Raw genomic sequence first — 19,188 nt, 5'->3', positions numbered from 1 at the left:
CGTCAGACGCCGAGCAGCCCCCGGCGGGTCGCCACCGCGACCGCCTCGGCCCGCCCGGACACCGCGAGCTTCGCGAGGATGTTGGAGACGTGCACGCTCGCCGTCTTCGTCGAGATGAACAGCCGCTCGCCGATCTGCCGGTTCGACAGACCCTTCGCGACCAGGGCGAGCACCTCCTCCTCCCGCTCGGTGAGCGCGGACGACGTGCGCCGGGCCCCCGGGAGCGCGACCCGCGCCCGGCGGGCCCACGCCTGCGCGGCCGCGGCCAGCGGCCGGGCACCCATCCGCTCGGCCTCCGCCAGCGCCTCCAGCGTCTCGCGGGCGCCCGCCTCGACGTCGCCGGCGGCGTGCAGGGCCTGCGCCCACCGCAGCCGGGCCCGCGCGACCTCGTAGCGGTAGCCGTAGCCGAACGCCGACACGGTGGTCTCCCACAGGACGGGGTCGGCCTGCTTCCCGCCGGTCGCGGCGACGACCCGCGCGTGCTCCGCCTCGGCCCGGCACAGCCACGCCTGCCCCTCCGGCCCGAGCGACCCGCCACGCGGGCGGCCCCGCTCCGCGGTGGCGCGCGCGACCTCCAGCAGCGCGTCGGCGCGCCGCCGCCGCTCCGTCTGCACGGGGGCGTCGTCGGCCGCCGCGGACTCCTCCGCGCCGCCCGCCAGCGCCGCCAGGGCGAGCGCCGAGATCCAGATGCGGCCCAGGAAGTACGTGCTCCAGATGGCGCCCAGGTGGTCCACGACCGCCGCCGCGACCTCCACGGCCTCGTCGTGGCGACCCGCCCACGTCAGGGCGTCCACCCGGCAGCCCCCCGCGACCAGCGCGACGAACCCGTCGACCTCCCACACCTCGCGCAGCGCGGCCGTGCGGTCCAGGACGTCGGCGTCCCCGCGGGCGACCGCCGCGTACTGCTGGGCCGCCGTGATCATCGTGGCCTCCGCGGCCGGCACCCCCGCGGGCAGCTCGGTGGGCCGCAGGTCACCGGTCGTGTACCGCAGGATCGCGTCGACCTGCTGCATCCAGATGCCGTGCATGCTGCGGATCGTCGCCGTCTCGCGGGCGCGCTCCAGGCCGCGGCCCAGCACGTCGCACGCCTCGTCGAGCCGGCCCGCGTAGAAGTGCGTCATCGCGAGGTTCGACCAGCAGCGGATCTCCGTGCTGAGGTCGCCCACCTCGCGGGCGCGCTCCAGCGCGGTGAGGACCAGGCGGGCGGCGGTGTCCGGGTCGTCCACCTCGATGATCGCCAGGGACGCCAGGGCGTCCGTCTCGGCCTCCGGGGCGTCGACGTCGTGCGCGACCGCGACCGCCCGCTCCAGGTAGCCGCGCGCCACCTCGTCCTCGTCGCGGTTGAGCTCCACCCGGCCCCGCACGGCGAGCGCGACGGCGAGGTCCGCCGACGGGCCGGGCCCGTCCGGGGCGTCCAGCACCGCCAGCGCCCGGTCGCACTCCGCGGCCGCGTCGTCCGACTCGTCGAGCTCCATGAGGTAGCGGGCGAGGGTGACCCGGACCGACGCCTGCCGCCGTGGCGACGCGTCGAGGGCGGCCGCCGCGCGGCGCGCGAGCTGCGCGGCGCGGGCCGCACGCCCGTGCCGGGAGGCGGCCCCGGCCGCGGCGAGGGCGACGTCCACCCGGTCGGTCCCCACCCGTTCGGCGGCGTCCGGCACCGACTCCCACAGGGACAGCACCTGCTCCAGGTGGCGGAGCTGCTCAGCGGGGGCGAGGAGGTCGTGCGCCGACGCGGCGGCGTCCCACGACGCCTCCAGCGCGGTGGGCAGGTCGTGGCCCTGCAGGGCGTGGTGCGCCCGCTCGGCGGGGGAGCCGAGCGACGGGTCGTCCTGGAGCGCCGCGAGGTAGGCGCGGTGCGTCGACGCGCGCTCACCCGGCAGCAGGTCGAGGTAGAGCGCCTCGGCGAGCAGGGCGTGCCGGAACGCGAGGTTGGCCTGCTCGACGCCGAGCACCTGCTGCTCCACGGCGTCGCGCAAGGCCTCCACGGCCGTGCCGCCCTCCAGCCCGGGCGTGCGCGCCGCCGCGGCGAGCAGCAGGTCCTCCCGGACCTGCCGGCCCCCCACGGACGCGAGGCGGACCAGGTCCTGCACGGTGTCGGGGAGCCGTGCGAGGCGGGCGTGGAGGATGTCGGCCAGCGTCCACGGCAGGGTGCCGGCGGGCCCGGCCGCCACCAGCTCCTCCGCGAAGAACGCGTTGCCCTCGGACCGGCGCAGCACCGCGGCGAACTCCGCGTCCGGCAGGGGCGCGTCGTTGATCGCCGTGGTGAACTCCCGCAGCTCGGCGGGCGTGAACGTGGCGAGCTCGTCGTGCTCCACCCGCTCCAGGCGGTGCAGTTCGGCGACGAGAGGGCGCAGCGGGTGGCGGCGGTCGACGTCGTCGCTGCGGTACGTGCCCACGACCAGCAGGTGCTCCGAACGCAGCCGGGCGGCGAGGAACCGCAGGACGTCCCGGGTGGACGGGTCGGCCCAGTGCAGGTCCTCCACGAACAGCACCAGCGGTGCCCCCGGTCTCCCGGCCGACGCCAGGGCCCCGGCGATGCCGTCGAGCAGGGGGAGGCGCTCGGCGTGGTCGTCCCGGCCCGTGCCGGGCGTCCGGGCCGGGTCCAGCAGACGCGCCAGCGCCGGACGTTCGGCGACGGTCTGCGCGACGCCACCACCGTCGCGCAGGAGGCCCAGCGCCTCCGTGAACGGCAGGTACGGGATGCCGACGTCGCCCAGGTCCAGGCAGTGCGCGACGACGGCCCGCCCCCCGGCCTCCTGGGTGAGGGCCGCGAGGTGGTTCACGAGCCGGGTCTTGCCGACTCCGGCGTCACCGCCCAGCAGGAGGACGCCCGGTTCGCCGGCGGCCGCGTCGTCGAACGCACGACGGAACCGGGCGACCTCCTGGGTCCTGGCGACGAGCGGTATCTGGGACGAACGTCGCACTCGTGCATCGTCCCACCCGCCGGTGACACCGTCACGGGAGATCGTGGGGCGCACCGTCGCCGTCAGGCGTGCCGGTGCACGAGCGGCCGCTCCGTCCGGCGGTGCCGGTGCGGCACGGCGGACCGCAGCGCGGTCGTGCGAGCCCGCACCCGCTGCCAGAACGGGGCCCGGCCGTACGCCGCGTCGAGCAGCTCGCGGTGGTAGGCGAGCTCCGCCTCGAGCGCCGGGCCGAACATCAGCTGCGACATGGTGCTGCCTCCTTCGTGGTGTCCTGCTTCCACGATGGCGCTGAGGCGGCACCCGGCGGATCGTCCGGTCGCCCAGTCCTGCGTCGCCGGGGTACCTCAGACATCCCGCCGGCGGCCTGAGGTACCCCGTGACCAGGGGCGTGTCGAGGACGCGCCCCTGGCTCCGTCCCCCGGGTGCAGGCACAGTGGGAACCACGGGACGAGAGGAACCGACATGGCGAAGTACCTGTTGCTCAAGCACTACCGCGGCGGCCCGGCGAAGCGACCGAACGCCGAGCTGCCCATGGACGAGTGGACGCCGCAGGAGGTGGCCGACCACCTCGCGTTCATGGACCGCATGGCGGCCGACCTCGCCGAGCGCGGCGAGTGGGTGGACGGCCAGGCACTGTCCCCCGACGGAACGTTCGTCCGCTACGACGGCGAGGGCCGTCCGCCCGTCACCGACGGTCCGTTCGCCGAGACCAAGGACGTCGTCGCCGGGTGGATGATCATCGACGTCGACTCCCTCGCCGACGCCCACGCGGCCGCGGCCCACCTGTCGTCGGCACCCGGCCCCGGCGGGAAGCCGCTGGAGGAGTGGATCGAGGTCCGGCCGTTCCTCAGCGAGACCCCGTCGGGCCCGGAGTGACCGCGGACCACGGCGGGCGCGGCGCCGTCCCCGACGGTCCGCCCGGGGAGCCGGACGCGCTGCCGGACGTCCTGCGCGCGGCCGGCCCCCGGGCGCTCGCGGCGCTCGTACGGCGCGGCGCAGGGTTCGCCGACGCCGAGGACGCCGTCCAGGAGGCGCTCCTGGAGGCCGCGGCCCGCTGGCCGTCCGACGGCGTGCCCCGGGACCCGGTCGCCTGGCTCGTCACGGTGTCGTGGCGCCGGTTCCTCGACGCGCGACGCGCGGCCGAGTCCCGGCAGCGGCGCGAGGAGCGGCACGACCGGCTCGTCCCGCCCGGACCGACCGAGCAGGCCGACGACACCCTGCTGCTGCTCAGCCGCTGCTGCCACCCCGACCTCGGCGCGGCCGCGGCCGTCGCGCTGACGCTGCGCGCCGTCGCCGGGCTGACCACCGCGCAGATCGCCCGCGCCCACCTCGTGCCCGAGGCGACGATGGCGCAGCGCATCAGCCGTGCCAAGCGGACGCTGCGGGGCGCGTCGTTCGACCGGCCGGGGGACGTCGGCTCCGTGCTCAAGGTGCTGTACCTGATGTTCTCCGAGGGGCACGCCGGGGAGGTCGACCTCGCCGACGAGGCCGTCCGCCTGACCCGGCAGCTCGCCGCCGCCACCGACGACCCCGAGGTCGACGGGCTGCTCGCCCTCATGCTGCTCACCCACGCCCGGCGGGCGGCCCGGTGGACCGCGGACGGCGCGCTGGTGGCGCTGGCGGACCAGGACCGGTCGCGGTGGGACACGGACCTGGTGGCCGAGGGGGTCGCGCTGCTGCGGGGGGCGCTGGCCCGCGACCGGCTGGGCGAGTACCAGGCGCAGGCGGCGATCGCGGCCCTGCACGACGACGCGGCGAGCGCCGCGGAGACCGACTGGCCGCAGGTCCTCGAGTGGTACGACGAGCTGCTGCGCCTGACGCCGTCGCCGGTGGTGGCGCTGAACCGGGCGGTGGCGGTGGGGGAGGTGGAGGGCCCGGGGGCGGGGCTCGCGGTGCTGGACGGGCTGGACGCGGGCCTGCCGCGGTTCGACGCCGTGGCGGCATACCTGACGGAGCGGGCGGGTGACCTCCCCGGCGCGGCGCGGCGGTACGCGCGGGCGGCGGCCGCGGCGACGTCGGTGCCGGAGCGGGACCACCTGACGGTGCAGGCCGCGCGGTTGCGGGAGAGCGTCCGGGCGGGGCGCCCGGCGGATGTCGAGGGGTCCGTGGGACCGGCGTGAGGCTCGCCGAGACCAGGGTAGGCATGCCTAACAAGTGCTACCGTTGCGCCAGGTCCTGACAACTTGTCAGGACGGCTCGTCGTGCCGCACCCCGGGAGGTCGCCCATGTCCGCGCTCGCCACCGAGGCCACCCTCTCCCACCTGCTGCGCGAGGGCACCCGCTCCGAGCACCAGCAGGCCGAGAACGAGGGCTTCGTGTCCCGCCTGCTGTCCGGCGGGCTCGACGTCGCCGCCTACGCCGACCTCGCCGCCCAGCAGCTCGCCGTCTACACCGCGCTGGAGGAGGCGAGCGCCGCCGTCCGGGGCGACGCGCGCGGTGCGACCCTCGTGTTCGACGAGCTCACCCGCGTGCCCGCGATCCAGCGGGACCTCGCGCACCTGGTCGGCGCGTCCTGGGCGACCGAGATCGAGGTCCTCCCGGCGACGCACGCCTACGTCGCGCGCCTGCGCGAGGTCGGCGGGCTCCTGCCGCAGTACGCCGCGCACGCCTACACCCGCTACCTCGGCGACCTCTCCGGCGGCCAGATCATCCAGCGGATGATGCAGCGCCACTACGGCATGGGCGCCGCCGGGCTGGAGTTCTACGACTTCCCCGAGATCCCCAAGGCCAAGCCGTTCAAGGACCTGTACCGCGAGCGCCTGGACGGTCTCGCGCTGACGCCGGCGGAGGTCGACGTGGCGGTCGCGGAGGCGCAGGAGGCGTTCCGTCTCAACCGGGCGATGTTCGTCGAGCTGGGGGAGCGGCACCCGGGCGTCTGACGGCCGCGGCCACCCGATGTCCGCCGCGCCGCCGGAGCACCGTCACCCCGAGGCCGCCGTCGGTAGGGTGCGCCTCATGCTGGCGACCGGACGGCTGACCGCCGCCGCGCTGACCTGCGGCGCGGCGATCCTGCTCTTCGCGGTGCACGTGCGCCCGCTCGGCTACGTGCCGCTCGTGGCGGGGGTGCTGCTGGGGCTGGTCCTCGACCGACGGCTCGGCCGCGACCTCGGCCTCATCGCGCTCGGCATGGCGATCGTGTCCGCCATCCCGCTGAAGGCCGACCTGTCGGACGCCGGGATGCTGCGGTTCACCGTCGCCCTGTCGCTCGCGGTCCTCGTGCCGTGGGCGCTGTCGAAGTACGTGTTCAAGGACGACGACGGCGCCGGGGCGGTGCGGTTCCCGGTGGCGACGGGCGTGCCCTGGACGCGCGGGCAGTGGCTCTACCTGGGTGTCGTGGTGCTCGTCGGGTACCTGCTGCTGCCCTGGTACTTCCTGTCGTCCGGGGCGTACCTCAACTGGCCGACCCTGGAGGACGACGGCGACATCGCCCGCCTGTTCGTGGGCGTCAACGCCGTCGGCATCTGGGACGAGCTGTTCTTCATCTGCACCGTGTTCGCGCTGCTGCGCCGGCACCTCGGGCTCCAGGTCGCCAACGTGCTCCAGGCCGTGGTGTTCGTGTCGTTCCTGTGGGAGCTCGGCTACCGCGAGTGGGGGCCGGCGCTGACGATCCCGTTCGCGCTCGTGCAGGGCTGGATCTTCGCGCGGTACAAGTCGCTGCCGTACGTCGTGGCGGTGCACCTGCTGTTCGACGCCGTCGTGTTCGCCGTTCTGGTGCACGGCCACCGCCCCGAGCTGCTCGACGTCTTCGTCACCGCGCCCTGAGCGCCGCCGCGGCGTGGGCGGTGCCGTGCGCCGCGCCCCGGGGGCGCGGCGCACGGTCGGCCGTCAGAGGTCCGCGAGGAGGTCCTGCATGCGGCCGATCTCGGCCTGCTGACCGGCGCCGATGTCCGTGGCGAGCTCGTTCGCCCGCTCGTCCGTGCCCTCGTCGATGACGGTGACCGACATGTCGACGGCGCCCTCGTGGTGCTGGATCATCCCCTCCAGGTAGAGCCGGTCGAACTCGGCTCCCGACGCCGCGGCCAGCTCCGCCATCTGGGCGTCGGTGAGCATGCCCGGCATCGTCTCGGCGTGGTGGTCGTGGTCCGTGGCACCGTCCGGGACCCGTGGCCCGGAGCCGTCGCCCTGCTCGAACTCCACGGGCACCGGCAGGTCGCGCTCCTGGAGCCACGCGGCGAGCCCGTGGATCTCGGCGGCCTGGACGTCGTGGATGCGGTCCGCGAGCGCCAGCACGGCGGGGTCCTGGGCGCGGTCGGGGGCGAGCTCCGACATCTCCAGCGCCTGGAGGTGGTGGTGGATCATGTCGGCGAAGAAGTCGACGTCGGCCTGGTTGTGCGTGGACCCGGTGACGGTGGGCTCGTAGTCCTCGGGCGCGATCGTGGTGCTGTCCTCGCCGGGGCGGCCCGGCTGGAGCACGACGCTGGACGGCGGCGCGGCCTCGGTGTCCGGCTCGTCGTCGGGCCCGGTGCAGGCGACGGTCGTGGCCGTGAGCGCCAGCGCCGCGGCGAGCGCACCGAGGCGTCGCACGGTCCGGGTGCCGCGATGGCTCCCGGGAGTCCTGAGCGGGCTGGGAGATTCCTTGACCTGCATTGTCACCACCCTGTTAATTTCCTGCGTGCCTACTGGTGATCGAGGTCACAGTAGGTGAGAGTGGGCGCACCCTACCAAGGAGGTGTGACGCCAGTGCGTCAAACGTTTACGCCCCCGATTCGCCGGGCGCTCGGCGCCGGAGCGCTCGTCACGGCGATCGCCGCCGGCTCCCTCGCCGTCGCCGCACCCGGATTCGCCGAACCCGGCGACGGTGCCACGCTGCCCGCCCAGAGCATCGTCGCTCTGGACGACTCGGCGACCCCCCAGGACCTGACCCAGCCGGGCACGTCCGACAGCTTCAAGATGGATCTCCTCGCCAACATCCCCAAGAACGGGGAGTTCGCCGCCGAGACCGCGTACAGCTCGGACCTGGCCTTCCAGGGCGACTACGCCTTCGCCGGCAACTACAACGGGTTCACCGTCTACGACATCAGCGAGCCGGCGGCGCCCGAGCAGGTCGCCCAGGTCGTCTGCCCGGGTTCCCAGAACGACATCTCCGTCTACGGCGACATCCTCGTGCTGTCCACCGACTCGTCGCGCAGCGACGACTCGTGCTCCAGCGTCGCGCAGTCCGCCACGATCAAGGAGTCGTGGGAAGGCCTGAAGATCTTCGACATCTCCGACCCGACGTCGCCGACGTACGTCGCGGCCGTCGAGACGCTCTGCGGCTCGCACACGCACTCGCTGGCTCCGACCAAGGACGGCCGGACCCTGTACGCGTACGTGTCGTCGTACAGCCCGCGCTCGACGTACCCCGACTGCCTGACGCCGCACGACCTCATCTCGATCGTCAAGATCCCGGTCAAGGCGCCCGAGACGGCCTCGGTCGTCGCGACGCCCGTCCTGTTCCCCGACGGCGGGTACACCAACACGTCCGGCTGCCACGACATCACCACCTACGTGAAGCTCGACCTCGCGGCCGGTGCGTGCATGGGTGACGGCATCCTCATGGACATCTCCGACCGCGAGAACCCCGTGGTGATCTCCAACGTGCGTGACACGGAGAACTTCGCGTTCTGGCACTCGGCGACGTTCAACAACGACGGCACCAAGGTCGTCTTCACCGACGAGCTCGGCGGCGGCGGTGCCGCGACCTGCAACGAGACCGTGGGTGAGAAGCGGGGCGCCAACGGCATCTACGACATCGTGGACGGCGAGCTCGAGTTCCAGAGCTACTACAAGATCCCGCGCACGAACACCAACACCGAGAACTGCGTCGCGCACAACGGGTCGCTCATCCCGGTCAAGGACAAGGACATCATGGTCCAGGCCTGGTACCAGGGCGGCATCTCCGTGTACGACTTCACGGACTCGGCCAACCCGAAGGAGATCGCCTGGTTCGACCGCGGCCCCCTCTCCTCGGAGCGGCTCGTCCTCGGTGGTTCGTGGTCGGCGTACTACTACAACGGGTACGTCTTCTCGAACGACATCCAGCAGGGCTTCGACGTCCTGTCGATCGACGACTCCGCGGGTGTCGGCAAGCAGAAGCCGAACACCTACCGGGAGCTCAACCCGCAGGGCCAGGTCCGCTTCCACGGCTGACCCGACCCCGGTGCCCCGGCACCGCTGAGCGGCGGCCCGTCCTGCGACGCAGGGCGGGCCGCCGTCGCGTCCGGCTCCGGACGCTCGCGGCACGTCGGCCCGCACGCTCCTACGCTGCCCCCATGACCTCCGGGACGCGGGACGTGCGGGTGTGCTTCGTCGGGGACTCGTTCGTGGCCGGTGTCGGGGACCCGACGGCGCTCGGCTGGGTGGGCCGCGTCGTCGCGGCCTCCGCGGCCCGCGGCCTGCCGCTCACGGCGTACAACCTCGGGGTGCGGCGCCAGACGTCCGTCGAGGTCGCCGCACGGCTGCCCGCCGAGGTCGCGCCCCGACTCGTCGAGGCCGCCGACCCGCGCGTCGTCCTCTCGTTCGGCGTCAACGACACCACCGCGGTCGACGGCGTGCCACGGGTCGACCCGGGCGTCACCGTCGAGGCGCTGCACGCCGCCGTGCGGGCCGTGGCGCCCGTCCCCGTGCTGCTCGTGGGACCGCCCGCCGTCGTCGACCCCGCCCAGGACGCCCGGGTGCGGCACCTCACCGCGGCGCTGCGCAGCACCTGCGGCGAGCTCGGCGTGCCGTTCGTCGACGCGCACGCCGCGACCGTCGCCGCCACCGTCTGGCACCGCGAGGTCGAGGCGGGCGACGGTGCGCACCCCGGCGCCGGCGGGTACGCGCTGCTCGCGGCCGCCGTCACCGGTCCGCTGCTCGACTGGCTCGGCGCGCCGGCCCTGCCGCCGGGCGGTGAGGCACGGCCCTGACCGGCCGCCAGGCGCTCGGCGGCGCCCGCGATCAGGGGCGACGCCGCAGGCGGGTCTCCACCACGGGGATCGCCACGGCCACGAGCGTGAGCGCCGCCCCCGCGTAGGTGGCCGGGCCGGGCGGCGGGACGCCCGGGGTGAGCAGGTCCAGGGCGAGCGCGCCCGAGATCTGGCCCGCGATCATCCCGAGCCCCAGCAGCAGCACACCGATGCGGTGCACCACCGCCGCCTGGATCGCGATGAACACGATCCCGAGGATCCCGCCGGACCACAGCACGAGGTCGGCGGGCAGGTCGGTCGGCAGGCTGCCCGGCGGCCGGCCCGCCACCGCGACCGACACCCCGAACGCCACGACCAGCACCACCGTGCCGACGAGGAAGTTGCCGAACGTGGCCGCAGCGACCCCGGCGAACGCCGTCGACGCGCCGGCGGGTGCGTCGGACGGCGCGCGGCCGGGACCCGTCGCGGGGGCGTGCCCGGCGGCGGCGCGGACCCGGCCGTTCACGGCCTGCTGCCATGCCTGCAGGGCGCCCGCCACCGCGGGGACGACGGCGAGCCACAGGCCCTCGACGCGCCCGAGCGACCCCGACACGGCGACGGCGACCGCGACGACCGCCAGGGCCGGGCCGAGCGCCCGACCCAGCGTGACCAGCCGGACCCCGCCCGGAGCGAGACCGGCCCGGTCGACCAGCAGCGAGCTGGTCGACTGGCCCGCGACCACCGCCACCATGAACAGCGCCACGCCCAGCGTGGCCACGGTGAGCCCCTGCGCCGCGACGTAGCAGCCCCCGGCCGCACCGCCGAGCGCCTCCCACCAGCGCAGCCGCCCGGCGCGCAGCGCGCCCGCGACCTGGCGCACCGCCCGGCGCGCCGCCGACCAGCAGGCGAGCGCCACGGTCAGGACCACCAGGCCCGACCCGAACGAGATCACCGCCGCCCCGAACCCGGACCCGACGTGCACCGCCAGCGACCCGTTGACCCGGGTCTGGGCCGCGGCGCCCAGCCCGGCCACGACGGCAGCCGCGACGCCGACGACGGTCGAGGGGGCTGCGTTGCTCACCGACGGAGTGTAGGCACGCGGGCCGGCCGCGCCGCCGTGCCGACCCGCCCGCCTGGTGCCGACGTGTCCCGCCGTGCCGGTGGCAGCATGCGGGGCGTGACCTCCGAGACGCGCGCCGACCGCCACGCCCGGGCCACCCGACCGTCGTCGGGCCACCACGACGGCGCCCACGGGTCGGGGCACGGCCACTCCCACGGCGGTCCGGTGCCGCCGGCGCCGTGGCGCACCCGCGTGGTGCTGGCGCTGCTGGTGGTGCCCGCCGTCGTCGCGACCGCGCTGGGGCTGTGGGCGCTGTGGCCGGCGGCCGCCGACGTCCCGGAGCGGGTGCCGGTGGTGGTGGAGGGCAGCGAGCTGGTGGTCGCCACCGTGGTGGGGCCGCTCGCGGAGTCGAACGGCGACACGTGGCCGACGACCGAGGACGCCACGGCCGGCGACGTGGAGATCCGCCTGGCGGACGGGTCGACGGCGGGCATGCAGGCGGACGCCCGGTTCGTGCTGGAACCGGGGGACCGGGTGACGGCGCTGTTCATCGGGGACTTCGCCGAGACGGTGACGCCGTACGTGTTCATGGACCACCAGCGGGACGTGCCGTTCGGGCTGCTCGCCGGGGCGTACGTGCTGGTCGTGCTGCTGGTGGCGCGCTGGCGGGGCCTCGCGGCGCTGGTCGGGCTGGCGGCGGCGTTCGCGGTGTTCGTGGGGTTCACGTTCCCGGCGCTGCTGGCCGGGCAGGACGCGATGGGCGTGGCGCTGGTGACGTCGTCGGCCGTCATGCTGGTGGTGCTCTACCTGGCGCATGGGCTGACGGCGCGCACCACGGTGGCGCTGCTCGGCACGCTGGCGGGCCTGGCGCTGACGGCGGGGATCGGCGCGTGGGCCACCGGCGCGGCCCGCATCACCGGTGCGTCGGACGAGATGGCGCAGAACCTCCCCTACCTCGCGCCGGGGGTGGACCTGCGGGGGATCGCGCTGTGCGGGCTGGTGCTCGCGGGCATGGGCGTGCTCAACGACGTGACGATCACGCAGGCCTCGGCGGTGTGGGAGCTGCGCGCGATGGCGCCGCACGCCCCGCGCCGGGTGCTGTTCGCGCGGGCCATGCGGATCGGGCGCGACCACATCGCCTCGACGGTCTACACGATCGCGTTCGCGTACGTCGGGGCGGCGCTGCCGCTGCTGCTCACCGTGTGGCTGCTCGACCAGACCCCGTTGATGTCCCTCACGTCGGGGGAGATCGCGGAGGAGGTCGTGCGGACCCTCGTCGGCTCGATCGGCCTCGTGCTGGCCATCCCCCTCACCACGGCGATCGCGGCCGTCGTCGTGCCCGGCGAGCTGAGCGGGCCCGACGGGCACGGCGGGCACGACGGTGGCACCGACCGCGAGGACGACGACGGCGAGGGTGCCGGCCCGCCCGCGGGGGTCGGCGTCGGCGACGCGCGGGCGGTGCCGGCCGTCAGGTGAGGTGGTCGAAGTCGCCGCGCACCCACGCGGCGTGGCGCTCCGCCGAGCGCAGCACGACGCCCCGCGCGTCCGCGGGGATCACGCCGTCGAAGTTGTTGTAGAGCCGGTCGAAGGGCCGCCGGGCCACGTGCTCGGCGACGCGGACGGCGACGGCCCCCGACAGCGGCAGGCGGTTCGGGTAGCTGCGCATGAAGCTCACCGAGGTGCGGTCCGGGTTGGCCATGATCGTGTCGCCGCTGAGCAGGACGCCGCGGCCGTCGGCGCCGCCCGCCCAGTGCACGACCACCGACCCGGGGAAGTGCCCGCCGGGCTGGCTGAGGGTGACGCCGGGCAGGATCTCGCGCTCGCCGGTCCACTCCTCGACCTGCGGGCCGGTCCGGGCGACCCAGCCGGCGTCGGCGGCGCTGACCAGCACGGGCACGGGGGCGCCGGGGGTCCCGAGGCGGGTGCTCCACTCGACCTGCACGCCGTACATGTGGGGGTGGCTGGCCACGACGGCGACGACGCCGGGCGGGCCGGCGATCTCGCGGACGGTGGCGACGGCGTCGTCGTCGACGTAGCCGAGGGGGTCCCACAGCAGCGACCCGGCGTCGGTGCGCAGGAGCTTGGCCTGCTGGCCGATGCCGACGCCCGGCCGGGTGGTGAGGGCGTGCAGGTCGGGCTCGAGCTCCGTGATCTCGATGCGTCGGCCGTCGGCGAGCTCGTCGAGGCCGGCCCAGGCCGTGCCGGTGGCGGGCACCCACTGGCGTTCGTCGGCGCAGATCGCGCAGGTCGCAGGGCGGTCGGCGTGCTCGACGCCGCAGGTGAGGCAGATCCAGAACTGCTCCGTACCGGTCATGCGGACAGCGTGGCACAGGGCGCCGACACCGGCAGGCGACCCTGTTTGAAAATGGTTCTCATCCGTGGCAGGCTCAGGACCGCTTCTGCGACTGATTCTCATTCGCTGCGTGACGTCGTCGCGCCCCGACACGGAAAGACACCCATGACACCCCGCACCCGCGCTGCCGGCGCCCTCGCGCTCACCCTGCCGCTCGCCCTGCTCACCGCCTGCGTCGACGGCACCACGCCGGCCGCCGCCCCCGACGACACCGGGACCACCGAGCCCACCGCGGCCGCCGACGAGCCCGTCGCGAGCGAGGTCGCGTCGCAGACGCCCCGCCTCGCCCTCACCCACGACGGCGGCATCGTCGTCCTCGACGCCCAGACGCTGGAGAAGGTCGCCGACGTCGACCTGCCCGGCTTCCACCGCCTCAACCCGCTCGGCGACGGCCGCCACCTCGCCGTCTCCACCACCGGCGGCTTCGACGTCCTCGACCTCGGCACCTGGGGGCAGGGCCACGACGACCACTTCCACTGGTTCACCGCCGACCCCGCCCTCACCGACGTCACCTACGCCGCCACCACCCCCGGCCACGTCGTCGTGCACGACGGCGTCACCGCGTTCTTCGACGACGGCACCGGCACCGTGCAGCTCGTCGAGGCGGCCGACGCCGCCGACCCGGCCGCCGACGTCGAGACCGTCGAGCTCCCCGCCGCGCACCACGGCGTCGCCGTGCCGCTCGCCGACGGCACGCTGCTCGTCACCGACGGCACCGAGGAGGAGCGCAGCGGCGTGCGCCTCCTCGCCGCCGACGGCAGCGAGCTCGCCGCCACCGACGACTGCCCGGGCGTGCACGGCGAGGCCATGGCCGCCGACGAGGCCGTCGTCGTCGGCTGCACCGACGGCGCGGTCGTCGTCGCCGACGGGACGATCACCAAGGTCGACACCCCGGACGAGTACTCCCGCATCGGCAACCAGGCCGGCACCGCGGAGTCCCCGATCGTCCTCGGCGACTACAAGACCGACCCCGACGCCGAGCTCGAGCGCCCCACCACCGTCAGCCTCGTCGACACGCGGGACGCGAGCCTGCGGCTCGTCGAGCTGCCCGCGGCCTACTCGTTCCGCTCCCTCGCGCGCGGCGACGACGGCGAGGCGCTGGTGCTCACCACCGACGGCGACCTGCAGGTCATCGACCCCGCCACCGGGAGGATCACCGCGTCCGTGCCCGTCGTCGACGCCTGGGAGGAGCCCACCGACTGGCAGGAGCCGCGCCCCGCCCTCCTCACGCTGGACGGCTCGGTGTACGTCACCGACCCCGCGAACCGCCAGGTGCACGCCGTCGACCTCGTCGAGGGCCGCGTCTGGGCCAGCGCCGACCTCGACGTCGTCCCGAACGAGATCAACGGCGTCGACGGCCTGCCCGCCGAGGACCACGACCACGCCGACGAGGGTGCCGACGAGCACGCCGACCACGACCACTGACCCCCGCACCACCCCCTGACGGCGACGTGCGTGCCGACGTGGGACCCGGGACCGACGTCCGAGGGGCCACGTCGGCACGCACGTCGCCACGGAGGCGCCCGACGCCCGGCTCCGCCTCACGGGGGATCCACGCCGCCCCCGCGGTCCCTACGCTGGGCGGATGGCCCCACCCCTGACGGCGCTGCGCACGTGGTTCGCGCTCGACGACGACTTCGAGCGGCTGCCCGCCGACCCCCGGACCGCGTACCGGCGCGACGTGTGGCTCGGCCTCGCCCTGACGGTCCTGGCGGTGCTCGGCACGGAGGTCGCTCGCTCGGGCGGGATCCTGTGGGACGACGAGTCCCGGCCGACCTGGCTGCTGTACCTGCTGACGGTGGCGGGCACGCTCCCGCTGGTGGTGCGCCGCCGGTACCCGCTCGTGGTGCTCGCGGTCGAGTACGGCCACTTCCTGATCGTCGGCCTCACCGTCCCGGCGGTCCCGATGACGCCGGTGCTGCAGGTCGTGTACTTCATGACGCTGTACACGGCGGTGGCGTGGGCGCGGGACCGGCGGGCGATGCTGCTCGTGGTGTCGGCCAGCCTGCTGGCGATGTTCGGGTGGCTGTTCTGGCAGCTGGCGGTGAGCACGGCGCTGCAGGAGTACCTGGCCGACGCGGGCCTGCTCGACGACCCGCCCGGACTCCTGCCGCCCCTGACCGCGCTGCTGGTGCAGAACTGGCTGACGAACATCGCCTACTTCTTCGGCGCGATCGCCGCCGGGCAGTTCTCGTGGAACGCGGCCCGGCGCCGTACCCAGCTCGCGGAGCAGGCACGCACGATCGCGCGGCAGGCGGACGCGCTGCAGCAGCAGGCCGTGGTGACGGACCGGCTGCGGATCGCCCGCGAGCTGCACGACGTCGTCGCGCACCACGTGTCCGTCATCGGCATCCACGCGGCGGGAGCGCGACGCGTGCTGGCCAAGGGTGGCTCCCCGCAGGACGCGGAGGCGCCGCTCGCCACCATCGAGGCGGCGTCCCGCGACGCGGTCGAGCAGATGCGCGGCCTCGTCGGCACGCTGCGGGGTGCCGACGACGCCGGGGCGCCCGCCGGGCGCGCCCCCGAGCCCGGCCTGGCGGACGTCGCGTCCCTCGCCGACGCCGACGACGGCCTCGACGTGACGTTCCTCCTGGTCGCGGAGCCGCCGGGCGTCGACGCGGCCGTCCCCGCGCCCCTCGGCCTCAGCCTGTACCGCACCGTCCAGGAGGCGCTGGCGAACGTGCGCAAGCACTCCACGGCCCGGTCGGCGCGCGTCACGGTGCGCGTCGACCGGCGGCCCGCCCCCGGTGACCGGTTCGCCCACGGGTTCGTCGAGGCCGAGGTGCTGGACGACGGTCGCGCCCGGCCGGGTTCCGCCGGCACGGGGCTCGGGCTCATGGGGCTGCGGGAGCGCGTCGCCGTGCACCACGGCACCGCGGAGATCGGCCCCCGCGCCACGGGCGGCTACCGGGTGCGGGTCCGCCTGCCGCTGCCGGAGGAGGCGTCGTGACCTCCGTCCTGCTCGTCGACGACCAGCAGCTCGTCCGCTCCGGGTTCCGCCTCATCCTCGAGCTGGAGGACGACCTCACCGTCGTGGGGGAGGCCGCCGACGGCGCCGCCGGGGTCGAGGCGGCCCGTGCGCTGCGCCCCGACGTCGTCCTGATGGACGTGCAGATGCCCGTCGTGGACGGCATCGAGGCGACCCGCCGGGTCGTCGCCGAGGGCACGTCCCGCGTGCTGGTGCTCACCACGTTCGACGACGACGCGTACGTGTTCGACGCGCTCGCCGCCGGGGCGTCCGGGTTCCTGCTGAAGAACGCGGACCCGGACCACCTCGTCGACGCGGTCCGCACGGTCGCCTCCGGGCACGCGCTGCTGTCCCCGGAGGTGACGCGTCGCGTCGTCGAGCGGATGGTCGCGGGCGGGGCGGCACCCCGCACGACGGACGCTCCCGCCGTTGCGGCCGGCCCCGTCGCAGCGGCCCCGGAACCTGCCGGGGGGCCGGCGCCGGGGCTGGACCGGCTGACGGCGCGGGAACGCCAGGTGCTGGAGCAGGTGGGCCGGGGCCTGTCGAACGCGGAGATCGCGGGCGTGCTGTTCCTCGGGGAGGCGACCGTGAAGACGCACGTGTCGAACGTCCTGGCGAAGCTCCACCTGCGCGACCGCGTCCAGGCGGTCGTGTACGTGCACCGGCACGGGCTCGCCGGGTAGCCGTCGCGGTGCTTCCTCCCTGATCAGCGGTCCATCCGTGAGGAATCATCGCCACGACGTCGGCTCCGCCCCGAGGCGGACACGACCAGGTCCGTCCCGCGACGGATCCGCCGCGGACGCCCGCTGCGTAGCGTGAGTCCCATGACCAGTCTCGAGGTCCGTGACCTGACCAGGACGTTCGGCGACCGCCGCGCCGTGGACGGCGTCTCCTTCACGGCGGCCGGTGGCCTGCTGACGGGGTTCGTCGGCTCCAACGGTGCCGGGAAGACGACGACGATGCGCATGATCATGGGCGTCCTCGCCGTGACGGCGGGGGAGGTGCTGCTCGACGGCGCGCCGATCACGCGGGCCGACCGCCGCACGTTCGGGTACATGCCGGAGGAGCGCGGCCTGTACCCGAAGCAGCCCGCGCTCGACCAGCTCGTCTACCTGGCGCGGCTGCGCGGCGTCGCGGAGCGGTCCGCCCGCTCGGAGGCGCGGGACCTGCTGGAGCGCCTCGGCCTGGGGGAGCGGGCGAAGGACCACGTGGAGAAGCTCAGCCTCGGCAACCAGCAGCGCGTGCAGATCGCGGCGGCGCTCATGGGCCGACCCCGCGCCCTCGTGCTGGACGAGCCGTTCTCGGGCCTGGACCCGACGGCGGTGGACGGCATGGTCGACCTGCTGCGCGAGCACACGGCCCGCGGCGTGCCCGTGCTGTTCAGCTCCCACCAGCTCGACCTCGTGGAGCGGCTGTGCGAGCGGCTGGTGATCCTCCGCTCGGGGCAGGTCGTCGCGGACGGCACCCCCGCCGCCCTGCAGGACACGGGCGCGGTGCGGCACCGGCTCGTCGTCGCCGACGACGCCGGCTGGGTGCGCGGCGTGCCGGGCGTCCACACGGTCGACGTCGACGGCCCCGTCGCGCTCGTCGAGGCTGCGGACGACGCGGCCGTGCAGCGCCTCCTCGCGACCGCGCTGGAGCGCGGTCCCGTCCACGAGCTCAGCCCCGTGCGGCCCTCCCTGGCCCAGATCTACCGTGAGGTGACGGCATGACCACGCTGACCCCGACCCCGACCCCGCAGCGCGACACCGCGGCCGTCGACCCGGACGGCGCGCGCGGCGCGTGGCTGCTGGTGATGCAGCGCGAGATCGTCGTGCGCGCCCTCAACAAGTCGTTCGTCTTCGGGCTGGTCGTCTCGGTCGGCGTCCTCGCGGCGCTCGCCGGGTTCTTCGCCTGGCAGGGCTCCCGCGTCGAGACGACGACGGTCGCCGTGTCGAGCGCCGACACCACGGGCGCCGCCGCCGTGGCGACCGCCGCCGAGCTCGCGGACGACCAGGGCACCGGCGACGAGATCGTCGTCCTGGAGACGGCGGACGACGCCGCCGCCCGCACGGCCCTCACCGCCGGCGACGCGGACGCGTGGCTGCACCCGGGCGACGACGGCTGGGTCCTCACGGCCGAGAGCACCCCCGACGGCACGCTCACCCGCCTCGTCACCGCGGGCGTCGAGGCGCAGGTCGTCGGCGCGAACGCCGCCGCGGCGGGCACGTCCGTCGAGGAGCTCAGCGCGGGGTCGACCCTCACCACCGAGCAGCTCGACCCGGCCGCGACGGACGCCCAGACGCTGTTCTTCGCGTCGTTCGCCCTGTCCCTGCTGTTCTTCACCGGCGCGCTGACGTCGGGCACGATGATCGCCGGGTCCGTCGTGGAGGAGAAGCAGTCCCGCCTGGTGGAGATCATCGCGACGGCCGTGCCGCTGCGCCAGCTCCTCGCGGGCAAGATCCTCGGGAACTCCGTCATCGCGGTGGGGCAGACCCTCCTGTTCGCCGGCGTGGGGCTCGTCGCGGTGACCGTCTCGCCGATCTCGCTCGCCCTGCCCGCCCTCTCGACGTCGCTGGTGTGGTTCGTGCTGTTCTTCGCCGTCGGGTTCCTGGCGCTCGCGGCCCTGTTCGCCGTCGCCGGGGCGCTCGCGAGCCGGTCGGAGGACCTCCAGCACACGACGACGCCGCTGACGATGGTCATCATGGCGGTGTACTTCCTGACGTTCAGCGCGTCGGGGACCTTCCAGACGGTGCTGTCGTACGTGCCGCTCGCCAACGTGGTCGCCATGCCGACCCGCGTCCTGGCCGGGGACGCCGCCTGGTGGGAGCCGGTGCTGTCGATGCTCGGCCTGGTCGCGTTCGCGGTCGCGGCGCTGCTGGTGTGCGAGCGCGCGTTCCGGGGTGCGCTGCTGCAGACCGGCGGCCGGCTCTCGTGGAAGCAGGCGCTGCGCGCCCAGGCCTGACGGCGCCGGGAGGTAGGGGTAGCCCCCGGACCTTGTCCGGGACAACCCCCCAACAACCCTGAGAAGGGGTCAC

The 19,188-nt window shown here is 75.0% G+C and carries 17 protein-coding genes; 12 read left to right on the top strand and 5 right to left on the bottom strand.

The window, feature by feature from the left end; all coding sequences use genetic code 11:
- Positions 1-2: 2 nt before the first annotated feature.
- A complete protein-coding gene (locus ATJ88_RS19080) occupies positions 3-2,924 on the bottom strand; it encodes a helix-turn-helix transcriptional regulator (protein ID WP_281255261.1) in 2,922 nt (973 codons plus the stop codon).
- Between the two features lie 62 nt (positions 2,925-2,986).
- Entirely contained in the window at positions 2,987-3,172 is a 186-nt protein-coding gene (locus ATJ88_RS18455; protein WP_170023695.1) for a hypothetical protein, read from the bottom strand.
- 214 nt (positions 3,173-3,386) lie between these two features.
- On the opposite strand from ATJ88_RS18455, the gene ATJ88_RS17335 reads away from it, so the two are divergent.
- From ATJ88_RS17335 to ATJ88_RS17320, 4 genes are all read left to right on the top strand, one after another.
- A complete protein-coding gene (locus ATJ88_RS17335; RefSeq protein WP_098464909.1) occupies positions 3,387-3,800 on the top strand; it encodes a YciI family protein in 414 nt (137 codons plus the stop codon).
- 59 nt (positions 3,801-3,859) lie between these two features.
- Positions 3,860-5,044, top strand: coding sequence for an RNA polymerase sigma factor (locus ATJ88_RS17330; protein WP_098465449.1), 1,185 nt, complete (start codon positions 3,860-3,862; stop codon positions 5,042-5,044).
- A 105-nt stretch (positions 5,045-5,149) separates the two neighbouring features.
- Positions 5,150-5,803: a biliverdin-producing heme oxygenase gene (locus ATJ88_RS17325; protein WP_098464908.1), complete on the top strand. Its 654-nt coding sequence runs from the start codon at positions 5,150-5,152 to the stop codon at positions 5,801-5,803.
- 76 nt (positions 5,804-5,879) lie between these two features.
- Complete coding sequence (locus ATJ88_RS17320; protein WP_098465448.1) at positions 5,880-6,686, top strand: CPBP family intramembrane glutamic endopeptidase; 807 nt, start codon at positions 5,880-5,882, stop codon at positions 6,684-6,686.
- Positions 6,687-6,749: 63 nt separating this feature from the next.
- Here ATJ88_RS17320 and ATJ88_RS17315 read toward each other — a convergent pair whose 3' ends face one another.
- The gene (locus tag ATJ88_RS17315) at positions 6,750-7,448 is read right to left on the bottom strand and encodes a DUF305 domain-containing protein (RefSeq protein ID WP_170023693.1); all 699 of its coding nucleotides are present in this window, start codon (positions 7,446-7,448) and stop codon (positions 6,750-6,752) included.
- A 156-nt stretch (positions 7,449-7,604) separates the two neighbouring features.
- Between ATJ88_RS17315 and ATJ88_RS17310 the strand changes: the two genes are divergently transcribed.
- The gene (locus tag ATJ88_RS17310) at positions 7,605-9,053 is read left to right on the top strand and encodes an LVIVD repeat-containing protein (protein ID WP_245852529.1); all 1,449 of its coding nucleotides are present in this window, start codon (positions 7,605-7,607) and stop codon (positions 9,051-9,053) included.
- 122 nt (positions 9,054-9,175) lie between these two features.
- Positions 9,176-9,811 carry a GDSL-type esterase/lipase family protein gene (locus tag ATJ88_RS17305; RefSeq protein WP_098464906.1) on the top strand — a complete coding sequence of 212 codons (636 nt, stop codon included), beginning with the start codon at positions 9,176-9,178 and terminating at the stop codon, positions 9,809-9,811.
- 31 nt (positions 9,812-9,842) lie between these two features.
- Here ATJ88_RS17305 and ATJ88_RS17300 read toward each other — a convergent pair whose 3' ends face one another.
- Positions 9,843-10,871, bottom strand: coding sequence for a DMT family transporter (locus tag ATJ88_RS17300; protein WP_098465446.1), 1,029 nt, complete (start codon positions 10,869-10,871; stop codon positions 9,843-9,845).
- Between the two features lie 96 nt (positions 10,872-10,967).
- On the opposite strand from ATJ88_RS17300, the gene ATJ88_RS17295 reads away from it, so the two are divergent.
- Positions 10,968-12,326, top strand: a complete 1,359-nt coding sequence (locus ATJ88_RS17295) for a YibE/F family protein (protein WP_245852527.1) — start codon at positions 10,968-10,970, stop codon at positions 12,324-12,326.
- Here the strand turns inward: ATJ88_RS17295 and ATJ88_RS17290 are convergent.
- Positions 12,319-13,164 carry an MBL fold metallo-hydrolase gene (locus ATJ88_RS17290; RefSeq protein ID WP_098464904.1) on the bottom strand — a complete coding sequence of 282 codons (846 nt, stop codon included), beginning with the start codon at positions 13,162-13,164 and terminating at the stop codon, positions 12,319-12,321. The genes ATJ88_RS17295 and ATJ88_RS17290 overlap by 8 nt on opposite strands.
- A gap of 144 nt (positions 13,165-13,308) precedes the next feature.
- On the opposite strand from ATJ88_RS17290, the gene aztD reads away from it, so the two are divergent.
- From aztD to ATJ88_RS17265, 5 genes are all read left to right on the top strand, one after another.
- Positions 13,309-14,628 carry a zinc metallochaperone AztD gene (aztD, locus tag ATJ88_RS17285; RefSeq protein ID WP_098464903.1) on the top strand — a complete coding sequence of 440 codons (1,320 nt, stop codon included), beginning with the start codon at positions 13,309-13,311 and terminating at the stop codon, positions 14,626-14,628.
- A gap of 160 nt (positions 14,629-14,788) precedes the next feature.
- Entirely contained in the window at positions 14,789-16,153 is a 1,365-nt protein-coding gene (locus ATJ88_RS17280) for a sensor histidine kinase (protein ID WP_098464902.1), read from the top strand.
- Entirely contained in the window at positions 16,150-16,854 is a 705-nt protein-coding gene (locus tag ATJ88_RS17275) for a response regulator (RefSeq protein ID WP_098464901.1), read from the top strand. The genes ATJ88_RS17280 and ATJ88_RS17275 overlap by 4 nt, the downstream gene beginning before the upstream one ends.
- A 141-nt stretch (positions 16,855-16,995) precedes the next feature.
- Positions 16,996-17,883, top strand: a complete 888-nt coding sequence (locus ATJ88_RS17270) for an ABC transporter ATP-binding protein (RefSeq protein WP_098464900.1) — start codon at positions 16,996-16,998, stop codon at positions 17,881-17,883.
- Positions 17,880-19,115, top strand: coding sequence for an ABC transporter permease (locus tag ATJ88_RS17265; protein WP_098464899.1), 1,236 nt, complete (start codon positions 17,880-17,882; stop codon positions 19,113-19,115). The genes ATJ88_RS17270 and ATJ88_RS17265 overlap by 4 nt, the downstream gene beginning before the upstream one ends.
- Positions 19,116-19,188: the final 73 nt, after the last annotated feature.

This window comes from Isoptericola jiangsuensis (assembly GCF_002563715.1).
GTDB lineage: Bacteria > Actinomycetota > Actinomycetes > Actinomycetales > Cellulomonadaceae > Isoptericola > Isoptericola jiangsuensis.
Note: the sequence above shows the minus strand (reverse complement) of the source record. Positions and strands in the feature narration are given on the sequence as shown.

What these genes read in the sequence shown, in the direction of transcription:
- aztD (WP_098464903.1), top strand. Translation starts at nt 13,309, where the DNA reads ATGACACCCCGCACCCGCGCTGCCGGCGCCCTCGCGCTCACCCTGCCG.
- ATJ88_RS17290 (WP_098464904.1), bottom strand. Translation starts at nt 13,164, where the DNA reads ATGACCGGTACGGAGCAGTTCTGGATCTGCCTCACCTGCGGCGTCGAG.
- ATJ88_RS17335 (WP_098464909.1), top strand. Translation starts at nt 3,387, where the DNA reads ATGGCGAAGTACCTGTTGCTCAAGCACTACCGCGGCGGCCCGGCGAAG.
- ATJ88_RS17325 (WP_098464908.1), top strand. Translation starts at nt 5,150, where the DNA reads ATGTCCGCGCTCGCCACCGAGGCCACCCTCTCCCACCTGCTGCGCGAG.
- ATJ88_RS17265 (WP_098464899.1), top strand. Translation starts at nt 17,880, where the DNA reads ATGACCACGCTGACCCCGACCCCGACCCCGCAGCGCGACACCGCGGCC.
- ATJ88_RS17320 (WP_098465448.1), top strand. Translation starts at nt 5,880, where the DNA reads ATGCTGGCGACCGGACGGCTGACCGCCGCCGCGCTGACCTGCGGCGCG.
- ATJ88_RS17280 (WP_098464902.1), top strand. Translation starts at nt 14,789, where the DNA reads ATGGCCCCACCCCTGACGGCGCTGCGCACGTGGTTCGCGCTCGACGAC.
- ATJ88_RS18455 (WP_170023695.1), bottom strand. Translation starts at nt 3,172, where the DNA reads ATGTCGCAGCTGATGTTCGGCCCGGCGCTCGAGGCGGAGCTCGCCTAC.
- ATJ88_RS17305 (WP_098464906.1), top strand. Translation starts at nt 9,176, where the DNA reads ATGACCTCCGGGACGCGGGACGTGCGGGTGTGCTTCGTCGGGGACTCG.
- ATJ88_RS17270 (WP_098464900.1), top strand. Translation starts at nt 16,996, where the DNA reads ATGACCAGTCTCGAGGTCCGTGACCTGACCAGGACGTTCGGCGACCGC.